At 64.3% G+C, this 13,772-nt stretch carries 9 protein-coding genes; 3 read left to right on the plus strand and 6 right to left on the minus strand.

The genetic code is table 11. The features are described 5' to 3' along the window. Positions 1–113 precede the first annotated feature (113 nt). The 6 genes from ACKUUH_RS02695 to ACKUUH_RS02720 all read right to left on the minus strand — a co-directional run bounded on the left by ACKUUH_RS02695 (position 114) and on the right by ACKUUH_RS02720 (position 8,173). Positions 114–1,127, minus strand: coding sequence for an NADP-dependent oxidoreductase (locus tag ACKUUH_RS02695; RefSeq protein ID WP_407948314.1), 1,014 nt, complete (start codon positions 1,125–1,127; stop codon positions 114–116). 139 nt (positions 1,128–1,266) lie between these two features. Further along, positions 1,267–2,292: an NADP-dependent oxidoreductase gene (locus tag ACKUUH_RS02700; RefSeq protein ID WP_407948315.1), complete on the minus strand. Its 1,026-nt coding sequence runs from the start codon at positions 2,290–2,292 to the stop codon at positions 1,267–1,269. Between the two features lie 117 nt (positions 2,293–2,409). Next, positions 2,410–3,843, minus strand: coding sequence for an efflux transporter outer membrane subunit (locus ACKUUH_RS02705; protein ID WP_407948316.1), 1,434 nt, complete (start codon positions 3,841–3,843; stop codon positions 2,410–2,412). Between the two features lie 11 nt (positions 3,844–3,854). Further along, entirely contained in the window at positions 3,855–5,813 is a 1,959-nt protein-coding gene (locus ACKUUH_RS02710) for a MacB family efflux pump subunit (RefSeq protein WP_407948317.1), read from the minus strand. Between the two features lie 10 nt (positions 5,814–5,823). Then, on the minus strand, positions 5,824–7,047 hold the full coding sequence (locus ACKUUH_RS02715) for an efflux RND transporter periplasmic adaptor subunit (protein WP_407948318.1): 1,224 nt from the start codon (positions 7,045–7,047) through the stop codon (positions 5,824–5,826). 127 nt (positions 7,048–7,174) lie between these two features. Then, positions 7,175–8,173, minus strand: coding sequence for an NADP-dependent oxidoreductase (locus tag ACKUUH_RS02720; protein WP_407948319.1), 999 nt, complete (start codon positions 8,171–8,173; stop codon positions 7,175–7,177). A 189-nt stretch (positions 8,174–8,362) separates the two neighbouring features. Between ACKUUH_RS02720 and ACKUUH_RS02725 the strand changes: the two genes are divergently transcribed. The 3 genes from ACKUUH_RS02725 (at position 8,363) to cimA (ending at position 13,748) form a co-directional block, all read left to right on the plus strand. Beyond that, the gene (locus tag ACKUUH_RS02725) at positions 8,363–10,030 is read left to right on the plus strand and encodes an NAD+ synthase (protein ID WP_407948320.1); all 1,668 of its coding nucleotides are present in this window, start codon (positions 8,363–8,365) and stop codon (positions 10,028–10,030) included. 322 nt (positions 10,031–10,352) lie between these two features. Further along, positions 10,353–11,708 (plus strand): glutamate--tRNA ligase, encoded by a 1,356-nt coding sequence (gene gltX, locus ACKUUH_RS02730; protein ID WP_407948321.1) that lies wholly within the window; start codon positions 10,353–10,355, stop codon positions 11,706–11,708. 381 nt (positions 11,709–12,089) lie between these two features. Further along, positions 12,090–13,748 (plus strand): citramalate synthase, encoded by a 1,659-nt coding sequence (gene cimA, locus ACKUUH_RS02735; RefSeq protein ID WP_407948322.1) that lies wholly within the window; start codon positions 12,090–12,092, stop codon positions 13,746–13,748. Positions 13,749–13,772: the final 24 nt, after the last annotated feature.

A 13,772-nucleotide genomic window follows, 5' to 3' on the forward strand; every position in this document is an offset into this window, starting at 1 on the left:
TCAAATGGTCACGAGACTCTACTTCCGACTGGATGAAACTTGGGGCGCAGGTCACTCTGGCTACCTATTTGGCAAATTCGCGTGCGATGGTAAGAGATTTGGTTCGCGCCTGATCAACTCACCTTGATCAGCCGTCGTCCCAAATTCTCTCCCTCGAAGAGCCCGATGAAGGCCGCCGCCGATCCCTCGATCCCTTCGGAGACATCTTCGGTATACTGAAGTTTCCCTTCATGGATCCACCCGGCCATCTCGGCCTGCGCCTCGCGGAAGCGCTTGAAATAGTCGAACACCACCAGCCCCTCCATCCGCAGCCGGTGCGTGATGAAGCGCGTCACGTTGCGGATGCCCACAAGCTCGTCATCGGCGCGGTTATACTCGCTCACCTGGCCCGAAATGACGATCCGCCCATGCTCCTTCATGTTGAGGATCGCCGCGTCGAGCATTTCGCCGCCCACATTGTCGAAATAGATGTCGGCGCCGTCCGGGCAGTGCTCCCCGATTGCCGCGCGCAAATCCGCGCCCCGATAGGAAAAGCAGGCGTCGAAGCCGAGCCCCGTCACGTAATCGCACTTCTCCTTTGAGCCCGCGATGCCGACAACGCGGCAGCCCTTCATCTTCGCGATCTGCCCTGCGGTCGCGCCCACCGGCCCGGCGGCCGACGAAATCAGCACCGTGTCGCCCTCTTTCGGTTGCCCGAGTTCCAGCAATCCGAAATAGGAGGTGAGGCCCGGAATGCCGAGCACGCCGATGGCCGCCGTCGGCCGCAGCTTCCCGTGAAACATCTCAGGTGCGAGCACCTGCACGCCGCGCCCGTTCGAGATCGCGTGCGTCACCCAGCCGAAACCGCCGGTCACGCGGTCGCCCACCTTGAACTTCTCGTTCCTGGATGCTTCGACTACGCCCACCATCGCGCTGTCGATGGTCTCACCCAGAGGCAGCGCCGCCGTGTAGCTGTCGCCCGAAAGCCGCCCGCGCATGCCGGGATCGACGGAGTGATGTTCCGTGCGGATCAGGATTTCATGCTCACCGAGTTCCGGTAGCCGGGTCTCCTCCAGCCGGAAATTCTCCGCCCGCGGCTTCCCCTCCGGCCGCGACGCCAGCACCCATCGCTTCGCTTTTGTCGGCATGTGGTCTCCTCCTTGGCTCTCTCATCCCCAAAATGTCATGCCCGGGCTTGACCCGGGCATCCAGGAGCCATTGGCTCCGAGCTTTGTTGCTCTGGATTGCCGGGTCAAGCCCGGCAATGACATCGAGAGTGCGGAACGCTTACACCGCCTTGTCCGGCCCGATCTTCACCAGCATCTTGCCGAAATTCGCGCCCTTGAAGAGATTGAGGAAGGCCTTCGGCGCATTCTCGATGCCTTCTTCCACCGTCTCCTCCCAGTGCATCTTTCCGCCTTTGATGAGCGGACCCATCTCGGCGTAGAACTCGCCGATGTGCTGGAAATAGTTGGAAACGATGAAGCCCTGCAGGCGCAGGCTCTTGCCGACGATCTGGATGAGGTTCGTCGGGCCGGGGCGCGGCTCGGTGTCGTTATACTGTTCGATCATGCCGCACAGCGCCGCCCGTCCGTTCGGCCGCATGGACTCGATGGCGGCTTCGAGATGCTTGCCGCCCACATTCTCGAAATAAACGTCGATCCCCTTCGGGAAAGCGTCCTTCACGGCCTTGGTCAGGTCGCCGCAGGTCTTGTAGTTGATCGCCTTGTCGATGCCCGCGACCTCTGTCAGCCACTTGCACTTGTCGTCGGAGCCCGCCGAGCCCACAACATAGCAGCCATGCGCCTTCGCAAGCTGGCAGACCACGGAGCCCACGGCGCCCGACGCGGCGGAGACGAATACCGTCTCGCCGTCTTTCAGCTCCGCCACCTTGAAGAGCCCGGCCCATGCCGTCATCCCCGGCATGCCGAGCACGCCGAGAAAGGCCTCGATGGGCCCAAGCGCCGGATCGACCGGCGTGAAGCCTGCCGCCGCCGCCGTCGCGAATTCGCGCCAGCCCAGCATGTGGTTCACATAAGTCCCCACTTTCAGCTTGTCGCTCTTGGATGCGACCACCTGGCCGATCGCGCCGCCTTCCAGCGGACTGCCGATCTGGAACGGCGGCACATAGCTCTCGCGGTCCATCATGCGCCCGCGCATATAGGGGTCCACCGACATCCAGATGTTCCGCACCAGCACCTCGCCCTCGCCGGGCTGGCGCGCTTCCGTCGTCGCCAGTTCGAAATCGCTCTCCTTCGGCATGCCGATGGGCCGCGCCTTCAGGCGAATTTCCTTCGAGGTCAGGTTCATCATGGCTCTCCTCCACCTATTCGTGTTTTCGTTGAGGGGAGACTAGCCGCCTTTGCGGGCAGGTGAAAGCAAAGCCCCGCCCGCGTCTGAACAACAGGTTGTGAAGGACTGAACGATGCCTCAGTTCTTCCAGCCGCCGCCCAGCGCGACGAAGAGATCGATGGCCGAGCCGTAGCGGTCGAGCCGCGCCGTTGCCGCGCTGTCCCGTGCCGAAAGCCAGCTTCGCTGCGCGTCGAGCACCGAGAGCAGGTCGCTCGCGCCCGCGCGGTAGCGCGCCAGCGAAAGCTCATACGACTTGCCCGCTTCCTCCGCCGCGATGTTGAGCGAGGTCTCGCGCGCCGCCGTCGTCTCCACGGTCGTGAGGGCATTCTCGACTTCGGAGAACGAGGTGAGCACGGTGAGTTTGTAGTTCGCGGCAAATTCGGCTTGCCGTCCCTTCGCCGATTGCAGGTTTCCTTCCAGCGTGCCGCCGGAGAAGATCGGTGCCAGCAGGGAGGCGCCGATGGAACTGACTGTCTCCGCCGCGCTTGCCGTCGCGAAGCTCCGTGTCAGCGAGGCCGAGAGGTCGAGGCTCGGAAAGAAGGCCGCCCGCGCCGCGCCGATATCGGCATTGGCGGCTTTCAGCGAAGCCTCCGCGCTCTTGATGTCGGGCCGCCGCTCAAGCAGCGTGGATGGTTGCCCCGCTGCGATCGCCGGCAGCACCACCTTGTCGAGCGTTTCGCCCTCAACGCTGAAACGTCCGGGCGTTGTCGCGACGAGGATCGCGAGCGCGTTCTCGTTCGCCGCGAGTTCCGAGCGAAGCGAGGGAAGTGTCGCCTCAATGGTCGCCACCGTGTTGCGCTGCTGTGCAAGGTCGAGGCCGGAAATGCTGCCCGCCTTGTAGCGCGCCTCCACGATGTCGAGCGTGTCGCGTGCGGCTCTCAGCGAATCCTCGGCAATCGCGATCCGGTCCTTCAGCGTCAGGATCGTGAAATAGGTCGTCGCCACCTCCGACTGCACGATCAGCGCCGTGCTCTCCTTGTCATATTGCGTTGCTTCCAGTGACAGCGTCGCCGAACGCGCTTCGTCGCGGTAGCGGCCCCATACGTCGAGCGCATAGCTTGCCGAAAGACCGAAATTCGCGCTGTCGCTTCTCGATCCGCCGCGCGTGTCGCTGCGCGCCGCGCTTCCGCTCCCCTCCACCTGCGGCAACAGGCTCGCGCCCGCCGTCCGTACCGCCCCGCGCGCCTGTTCGACGCGCGCCAGCGCCTGTTCGATGTCGAGGTTGCGTGCCAGCGCCGTCTGCATCAGCAGCGTCAGCTCCGGATCGCCGAATGCCGTCCACCATTGCGTGTCCCCGGCGACGTCCATGCCGGCCGGCCGCTGCGCGGAGGCATAGCCCTGCGGCGTATCGACGGCGGGTCGCTCGTAATCCGGCGCCATCGTGCAGGCGGCGAGGGCGGTTGCGGTCAGCAAGGGTAGGGCGATCCGGCGGAGCCGGCCAAAACCGAAAGTGTCATCCCGGCGAAAGCCGGGATCCACGGGCCTCTGCGTGTTGTTCATTGCTTCTTTCATGCCACTGCTCCTCACTCCGATGACAGCGCGACCACGGGGTCGAGCAGCGCCGCCTTGCGAGCGGGCAGATAGCCGAACACGAGCCCCGTCAGAAAGGCGCAGCTAAAGGCGAGCGCGGAGGGCATGGGATTGATCGCGATATTGAGCCCGAGGCCCGAAAGCGCGAGCGCGGTCGAAAGCCCGAAAAGAACGCCGATGAGCCCGCCCACGCCGCAGACGACCAGCGCCTCCGTGTTGAACTGCACAAGAATATTGTTCATCCGCGCGCCCGTCGCCATGCGCAGACCGATCTCGCGCGTCCGCTCGGTGACGTTGACGAGCATGATGTTCATCACGCCGATGCCGCCGACGAGAAGCGAGATCGCCGCCACCGACCCGAGCAGGATCGTCATCGTGTTCGACATGCTTTCCAGCGTCTCGAGCATCGAGGCCGTATTGCGGATCTGGAAGTCTTCCGTCCTGTGCCGCGCGAGCAGCAGCGTGTGAATGGCCTCCTCGGTGGCGTCCACGATATCCGCGTTCGCCACTTTCGCCGTGATGGAGTCGGCGAATTGCTGCCCGAAAAGCCGCATGAAGCCGGTGGTAAGCGGCACGAAGGCGACGTCGTCCTGGTCGCGTCCGAAGGCGGCCGCGCCCTTCGCTTCCATCACGCCCACGACCTCGAAGGGAATATTGCCGACGAGAACGTATTTCCCGACCGGGCTGCTGCCGTCCGGGAAAAGGGCTTTCACGACTGTCTGCCCGAGCACGATGACGGGTGCATAACCGTTGAGATCCGCCTCGGTGAAGAAGCCGCCATCTGCCATGTTCCAGTCGCGCACATCCGTGAGCGAAGGCCATGTCCCTTCGACCTGCGTCCGGTAGTCGACATTGCCGTAACGCAGCGTCGTCGAGGTGCTCCGCGATGGCGTCGCCGCCACGACGTTCGACACATCGAGGATCGCCTCCGCGTCGGAAGCCACCAGTGTCGCGATGTCGCCGCTCGACCGCACGCCGGGCGCACCGGGGCGTATCACCAGCAGATTCGTGCCCATGCTCTGCATGGAACTCACGATGTTCGCCTTGCTGCCGTCGCCGATCGCAAGCATGACGACGACCGCGGCCACACCGATTACCACGCCGAGCAGCGTCAGCGCCGTGCGGAAGATATTGGCGCGAAGCGACCGGAACGCCATCTTCACGGCTTCCGTTACTTCCGCCTGAAACGGCATGGCGTTTCGCCGCGTCGGGCCCTCGTCGGACGCGGCGAAGTTCGTCGCCGCCTTCGCGCCTGTGTCGGAGATGACGCGCCCGTCGCTGATCTGGATACTCCGGTCCGCATAGTCGGCGACCGCCGGATCGTGCGTGATGAGAATGACGGTGTGTCCTTCGGTGTTGAGGTCCTTCAGCACCTTCAGAACGTCCGCGCCGCTCTGTGTGTCGAGCGCGCCGGTCGGTTCGTCGGCGAGGATCACATCCGCGCCGTTCATCAGCGCCCGCGCGATGGAGACACGCTGCTGCTGGCCGCCTGAAAGCTCGGTCGGCTTGTGCGCGATGCGATCGCCCATGCCCAGGCGGTCGAGCAGTGCCTTCGCCCGCTCGGATCGATCGTTCCGTGTCATGCCGGCATAGATCGCGGGTAGCTCCACGTTCTCGGCCGCCGTCATGGTCGAGATCAGGTTGTAGCGCTGAAACACGAAGCCGAACGTATCGCGGCGGAGCGTCGCCAGATCGTCGGAGGTCAAGGAAGCAACGTCCGTTCCAGCGACCTCGTAGTGTCCCTGGGTCGGCCGGTCGAGGCAGCCGAGAATATTCATCAGCGTCGATTTTCCGGAGCCCGACTGCCCCATGATGGCGACGAACTCGCCACGCCTTATCGTCAGCGACACACCGTCGAGCGCGCGCACCTCCGCGCTGCCCGTGCGGTAGACTTTCGTCACATCGCGAATGTCGATCAGTGGCGTGGCGCTTTTGGGGGTGGGGGCGTGCATGCGTGGCTCCCTACAGGAAACCGGGCATGCGGCGCGTGCTTGCCGTGCCGCTTTCCGTTCCGGACACGACGCCCGTCACCACCGTTTCGCCTTCGTCGAGCCCGCTTTTGATTTCCGCGCTGACGCGGTTGGCAAGGCCCACATCGACCTCTCGCGGGCGCGGGCCGTTTTCCGTCATCACGGTCACATATGCCTTGCCGTCCGCTCCCTCGCTCACCGCGCCGACGGGAACGGTCACCACGTCCTGCGCCTCGCCCAGAAGGAAGAAGACCTGCGTGGTCATGTCCTTCATCAGCTTGCCGTCGGGGTTGGCGATGTCGATGAGCACCGTATAGAGCACGACGTCGTTTTCGATTTCCGGTGTTGGAAGAACCTGCCTCACGGTGGAGCGCCACCGCTCATTCGCGGCGCCGAGCGTCGTGAAATAAACCGGCATGCCTTCGGCGAGGCGGCCGACATCGGCTTCTGCCACTTCCGCTTCCACGGTCATGGTGTTGAGGTCCGAAATGGTCAGGATGGTCGGCGCCGTCTGGTTTGCATTCAGCGTCTGGCCTTGCAGCGCCGTCTGCGACGTCACCGTGCCGGTCATCGGCGCATAAATCTTCGTATAGCCGAGATTGACTTCCGCGCCCTCGACGGTGGACTTCTGCTGTTCGATCTGCGCCTTGAGCGAGCCGATCTGCGCCGCGATCGTTTTCACCGCGGTCTCCGTTGTGTCGAGGTCGTCGCGGCTCACCGCGTCGATCTTCGCGAGATCGAGGTTCCGCTTGTACTGCCGCTGCGCAAGCGTGAATTCGGCTTGCGAGCCCGCGAGTTCGGATTCGAGCTGAACGAGTCTTGCGCGCGCCGCGGCAAGTTCCGTCTCGTAGGTTTTGGCGTCGATTTCGGCGAGAAGGTCGCCCCCCTTCACATGGTCGCCAATTTCCACATAGACGCTTTTCAGTTGTCCGGAGACCTGCGCGCCCACATCGACATAGTCCTTGGGTTGCAGCGCGCCGAGCGCCGTCACCGTCTGCTCGATAATGCCGCGCGTCGCCGTCGCCGTGCGGTAGCTGACGCTTTCGCCGCCGAAAAGCGAGCCATAGGCGATCCACAGGGCGGCAAGAGCCGCGACACCGGCGGCGCCCCAGCGCGCAAGGCTGGGCAGCGCCAGCCAATGCTCCCTCAACCTTTCGGGAAGGGAAAGCGCTCCCGCGCCGTTCGTGCCATCTCTCGCGTCGCTCTCATAGCCCATCGGCCTGCCTGCCTCTTCTCGTCGTCCCGCTACTTATAACGGGGAAAGGCGACGCTTCCGTCGCGCGAAAGCGCGCAGTTCGGCGATAAAGGGCCAATCCGGTGGAATAAATGCAATCTGGAGGGGTTCAGGAGACCTTGACCATGCGCTTGCCCACATTGTCGCCGGCCAGCAGCCCGATCAGCGCCTTCGGCGTGTTCTCGAGCCCCTCCATGATGTCCTCTTTCACCTTGATCTTGCCGGCCGCGACCCAGCCCTGAAGCTCGGCCAGCGCCCGCTCGTGCTTGTCCATGAAGTCCGTCACGATGAAACCCTGCATGGTGATGCGCTTCACGACGATAAGCCCCGGTATGCCGCGCGGCCCATGCGCGGGCGCCGCGCCGTCATATTGCGACACCGCCCCGCAACAGGCGATACGGCCGAAATTGTTCATGCCGAACAGCACCGCCTCCAGAATGTCGCCGCCCACATTGTCGAAATAGACGTCGATGCCTTTCGGCGCCGCTTTCCGGAGTGCCTTGCCCACAGGCTCCGCCTTGTAGTCGATGGCGGCATCGAAGCCGAGTTCGTCGGTGAGCAGCTTGCACTTCGCCGTCCCGCCCGCGATCCCGATGACGGTGCATCCCTTGATCTTCGCGATCTGCCCGACGATGGTGCCGACCGATCCCGCCGCCGCCGACACGACCACTGTGTCGCCCGCCTTCGGCTTGCCCACTTCGAGGAGCCCGAAATAGGCCGTCAGCCCCGCAATGCCGTAAACGCTGAGCAGGTGCGAGAGCGGCTCCATCTTCGGCAGCTTCTGCGCGCTCTTCGCCGGCACGGCGGCATAGTCCTGCCAGCCCGTATCGGTGAACACGAGGTCGCCCTTGGCAAAGCCCGGCGCCTTCGCCTCGACGACCTCCGAAACCGAGCCGCCCGCCATCACCGTTCCCGCTTCCACCGCCGAGCGGTAGGTCGCGCCCTGCATCCAGGCGCGGTTCGCCGCATCGAGCGAAATGAGCTTCGTGCGCACGAGCAGCTCCCCGTCCTTCGCCTCGGGCACCTTGCCTTCGAAGAACTTGAAATGGCTCTCGGCAAGTTTCCCCTGCGGGGTTTCGGTCAGCAGGATCTGGCGGTTGACGGTCATCGGTCTCTCCTCCGCTTGGGAATGTCGTGATGGAGAGGGAGCCTATCCCCAGCCGCCGGGCGGCGCACCCCGGAATGCCCCTTTCCGCCGTTCATGCCTGAACTATTGTGAGTGCGTCCTTCAACGGCTAAAACCGCGAGGCCGAATCCCCATATCCTTGGGACATAACTGCCCGGATCTACTTGTAAAATGACCGACAAGCTCCGCATCGCCCTTGCCCAGTTGAACCCCGTCGTGGGCGACATCGCAGGCAATCTCCAGAAGGCCGTCGAGGCCCGTCGCGAGGCGGAGATCGCGGGCGCGGATCTCATCGTCTTTTCCGAACTCTTCCTCACCGGATACCCGCCGGAGGATCTCGTGCTCAAGGGCGCCTTCCAGCGCACCGCCCGCGCCGCCGCGGTCGACCTTGCGCGCCAGACGGTCGATGGCGGCCCCGCCGTGCTCATCGGCTGCCCCTGGCTCGCCGACGACGGCAAGCTCTTCAACGCCGTCCTCTATCTCGATCATGGCGAGGTGCGCGGCTACCGCGCCAAGGTCCACCTGCCGAATTATTCCGTCTTCGACGAGCCCCGCGTCTTCGACGAGGGCCCCATGCCCGGCCCCTTCGACATTCGCGGTGTCCGCATCGGCGTTCCCATCTGCGAGGACATCTGGTTCCCCGATGTCGTCGAATGTCTGGAAGAGTCCGGTGCCGAGATGCTGCTGGTCCCCAACGGCTCGCCCTACGACTTCAACAAGTTCGACGCGCGCATGAACCTCGCCGTCTCCCGCATCAAGGAAAGCGGTCTCCCGCTCGCCTATGTGAACCAGCTCGGCGGGCAGGACGAACTCGTCTTCGACGGCGCCTCCTTTGTGCTGAATGCCGACCTCTCGCTCCCCATCCAGATGCCGGCCTGGGAAGAAAAGATCGTCTGTACGGACTGGACGCGCGAGGCGAAGGGCTGGGTCTGCGCAACCGGCGAGCGCGCGGCGATAGAGGAGGGCGACGAAGCGCTCTATCTCGCCGTGGTGCAGGGCCTGCGCGACTACGTCACGAAAAACCGCTTCCCCGGCGTCGTCCTCGGTCTCTCCGGCGGCATCGACAGTGCACTAGTCGCCGCCATCGCCGTCGATGCGCTCGGCGCGGACAAGGTCCATTGCGTCATGCTGCCCTACCGCTACACCTCGCCGGAAAGCCTCGGCGATGCGGCCGAATGCGCGAAACTTCTCGGCGTGCGCTACGACATCGTGCCGATCGAGGAACCCGTCACGGGCTTCACTTCCGCCCTCGAAAAACTCTTCGAGGGCACCCAGGCCGACACGACGGAGGAGAACCTCCAGTCCCGCGCGCGCGGCGTCATCCTCATGGCGATCTCCAACAAGTTCGGTTCCATGCTGCTGACGACGGGCAACAAGTCGGAAGTCTCGGCCGGCTATGCCACCATCTATGGCGACATGAATGGCGGCTTCAATCCGATCAAGGATCTCTACAAGACGCGCGTCTTCCGCATGGCCCGCTGGCGCAACGAGAACATGCCGAAAGGATGTCTGGGGCCGAAGGGCAGGGTAATTCCGGAGAACATCATCACGCGTCCGCCCTCCGCCGAGCTGCGTCCCGACCAGAAGGACGAGGATTCGCTCCCGCCCTACGAGGCGCTGGACGACATTCTGCATTGTCTCGTCGAAGAGGAAATGTCGGTGCGCGGCATCGTCGATCGCGGCCACGACCGCGACCTCGTGAAGCGCGTCGAGCATCTTCTCTACATCTCGGAATACAAGCGCCGCCAGGCCGCCCCCGGCGTCAAGGTCACGACACGCAATTTCGGCCGCGACCGCCGCTACCCGATCGTGAACGGCTTCCGGGATCAGGACATATGAGCGGCATCGCGCATGACACCCTGCTTCCCACCCTCCCCTCGGGGGTGAGGGGCGGTTTGCGTCAGCAAATGAAAAGGTCCAGTGGACCTTTTCAAGCACCGAACGCCCGGAGTGCAAGCGAAGGGCCAGTCAAACCGCTGAAAGCCGTTTGGGGCGGGGGCGTAGAACCAGCCGTCATTCACAGAACTCCCCCAAAAACCGTCCCAAAAACCGTCATGGCCCGCTTTATGCGGGCCATCCACGTCTTCTTTTCGGCTGTCCACAAAGACGTGGACGGCCCGGACAAGCCGGGCCATGACGATCCATTTTGGGCGCTCGCATCATGACCGCCCCCTCGAACGTCACCGTCCGCTTCGCCCCGTCGCCCACGGGCCGTCTCCACGTCGGCAATGCCCGCGCCGCGCTTTTCAATTTCCTCTTTGCACGGAAGAATGGCGGCAGGTTCATGCTCCGCATGGACGACACCGATGACGAACGCTCGACGCCCGAATTCGCCGCCGCGATCAAAGAGGACCTGCGCTGGCTCGGCCTGACGCATGACATCTTCGCCCGCCAGTCGGAACGCCTCGCGGCCTACGAGGCAGCGGCGGAGAAACTGAAAAGCGAAGGCCGCCTCTATCCCGCTTATGAAAGCGCCGCCGAGCTCGACCGCCGCCGCAAGCGCCAGCTCGCCCGCGGCCTCCCCCCCGTCTATGACCGCGCCGCGCTCGATCTCACGGACGAGGACCGCGCCGCCCTCGAAGCCGAAGGCCGCAAGCCCCATTGGCGCTTCAGGCTCGACCACGAACACACCGCCTTCGAGGACATGATCCAGGGCCATGTCGAGGTCGACGGCGCCTCGCTCTCGGACCCCGTGCTCATCCGCGAGGATGGCCGCTTCCTCTACACGCTGCCGAGCATCGTCGACGACATCGACTTCGCGATAACGCATGTCATTCGCGGCTCGGACCACATCACCAACACCGGCGTCCAGATCCAGATCATCCGCGCGCTCGGCGCCGAGCCTCCGGCCTTCGCGCATTACTCGCTGCTGAACGGGCCGGAAGGAAAGCCGCTCTCCAAGCGCGACGATGCCGGGCGCTTCTCGCTGCGCGCGCTCCGCGAGGCCGGCTACGAGCCGATGGCCGTGAATGCGCTTCTCGCCCGCCTCGGCACGCCGGACCCGGTCGAGCCCTGCCTCTCGCTCGACGAACTCGCCTCGGGCTTCGACCTCTCGCGCCTCGGCCGCGCCGACATCCGCTTCGACCCGGCGGACCTCGCCCGCGTCAATGCCGCCAGCCTGCACCTCATGCCTTACGCCGCCATGCAGCCGCGCCTCGCCGCGCTCGGCTGCGATCTCGGAGCGGACTTCTGGGATGCCGTGAAGCCGAACATCGTCCTCTTCGCCGACGCGGCGGACTGGGCGCGCGTCGTCACGGGGCCGGTCGCGCCGGTGATCGAGGAGCCGGATTTCGCCGCCGCCGCCGCCGCCGTCCTCCCGCCGGAGCCGTGGAACGAGGCCACCTGGGGCATCTGGACCGATGCCGTGAAATCCGCCACCGGCCGCAAGGGCAAGGCGCTCTTCATGCCGCTCCGCCTCGCGCTCACCGGCCTCACGCATGGACCGGAACTCAAAAACCTGCTACCTCTCATCGGACGGGACCGGGCGCAAGCCCGTCTCAAGGGTCTGACGGATTGATTTCGTTGGATTATTTCAACGGCGGCCAGCGAGGATACCGGCATGAACCCGGCTCTCCCGATCGTTCAGGGTCTGATTATTAGCGGCTGATTTTTATCCGCCGCCGCCGTACAAGCACGCTTGCAATACATTGTGAAACGGACCGGTCGGCGGCGGGAGTCGCGGATGTTTGGCGGCCGATGGCGTTCTGTCTTTCCTTGAGGGAGGGTCGAAATTTGCTCTCGCAAATTTCGGGGCGGGGGCTCTGAGATGCGGTGCTGAACGAGCTGACGAAGGCGATAGTTATTTATGCGGCAACCCCTCCCCAAACGGCTTGCAGCCGTTTGACCCTCCCTCAAGGGGAGGGTGGAAGAGGGAAAGCGGATCGAAGGCAACGAAACCATGAGCAAGTCCCCAAAAGCTGAAAAGAAACAGCGCCTCTACCTTTTCGACACCACGCTGCGCGACGGCGCGCAGACGACGGGCGTCGATTTCAGCGTGGAGGACAAGCGCCTCATTGCGGGTCTGCTCGATGAACTCGGCCTCGACTATATCGAGGGCGGTTATCCCGGTGCGAACCCCACCGACACGGCCTTCTTCGGCGACAAGCCGAAGCTCGGTCATGCGAAGTTCACCGCCTTCGGCATGACGAAACGGGCAGGGCGCTCCGCCTCCAACGATCCGGGCCTCGCCGCCGTGCTCGACGCGGATACGGATGCCGTTTGCCTCGTCGCCAAGAGCTGGGACTTTCATGTCGCCGTCGCGCTTGGCATCGCCAACGAGGAAAACCTCGAAAGCATCGCCGGCAGCGTGAAGGCCGTGGCCGCGCGCGGCCGCGAGCCCCTGATCGACTGCGAACATTTCTTCGACGGCTACAAGGCAAATCCGGCATTCGCGCTTTCCTGCGTGAAGACCGCGCTCGATAGCGGCGCGCGCTGGGCCGTCCTCTGCGACACCAATGGCGGCACCCTGCCGGACGAGGTGGAACGCATCGTCGGCGAGGTCATCGCGTCCGGCGTGCCCGGCGAAAAGCTCGGCATCCACGCCCACAACGACACGGAAAACGCCGTCGCGAATTCGCTCGCCGCCATCCGCGCGGGCGTGCGCCAGGTACAGGGCACATTGAACGGTCTGGGCGAGCGTTGCGGCAACGCCAACATGGTCTCGCTCATCCCGACGCTGCTGCTGAAACCTCTTTATGCGGATCGCTTCGAGATCGGCGTCAGCCTTGAGCGCCTGAAAAGCCTTGTCCATGTCTCCCGCACGCTCGATGAAATGCTCAATCGCGCGCCGGATCGCTACGCACCTTACGTCGGAGAAAGCGCCTTCGCCTCCAAGGCGGGCATCCATGTCTCGGCGATCCTGAAAGACCCGAAGACCTATGAGCATGTGCCGCCCGAAAGCGTCGGTAACAAGCGCAAGGTCGCCGTCTCCGATCAGGCTGGAAAGTCCAACATCCTCGCGCGCCTCGAAGAAGCGGGCATCGAGTTCGATCCGAAGGACCGCCGCATCGGCCGCCTGCTCGACGAGGTGAAGGAACGCGAGTTCCTCGGTTATTCCTATGACGGCGCGGAAGCCTCCTTCGAGCTGCTCGCGCGCCGCATCCTCGGCGAGGTGCCGGAATTCTTCGACGTCGAGTCCTTCCGTGTGCTCGTCGAGCGCCGCTACAACGCGCTGGGCGATCTCGTCACCGTCTCCGAAGCCACCGTGAAGGTCGTGGTCGATGGCGAAAAGCTGATCTCGGTCGGCGAGGGCAACGGTCCGGTCAACGCGCTCGATCAGGCGCTGCGAAAAGACCTCGGCAAATACTCGCCCTATATCGAGGATCTTCGCCTCGCGGACTTCAAGGTGCGTATCCTCACAAGCGGCACCGAGGCCGTCACCCGCGTCATGATCGAAAGCATGGACGGGAAGGGCAACCGCTGGTTCACGGTCGGCGTCTCGCCCAACATCGTGGACGCCTCCTTCCAGGCGCTGACGGATTCGATCACCTGGAAACTCCTCCGCGACGGCGCCCCGGCCCCGCAAACGCATAACCGCAAGGAAAGTGCGGGCGTCTGAGGGATACCTCAAAGAAAGTACGTC

The organism is Parvibaculum sp. (assembly GCF_045863935.1).
GTDB lineage: Bacteria > Pseudomonadota > Alphaproteobacteria > Parvibaculales > Parvibaculaceae > Parvibaculum.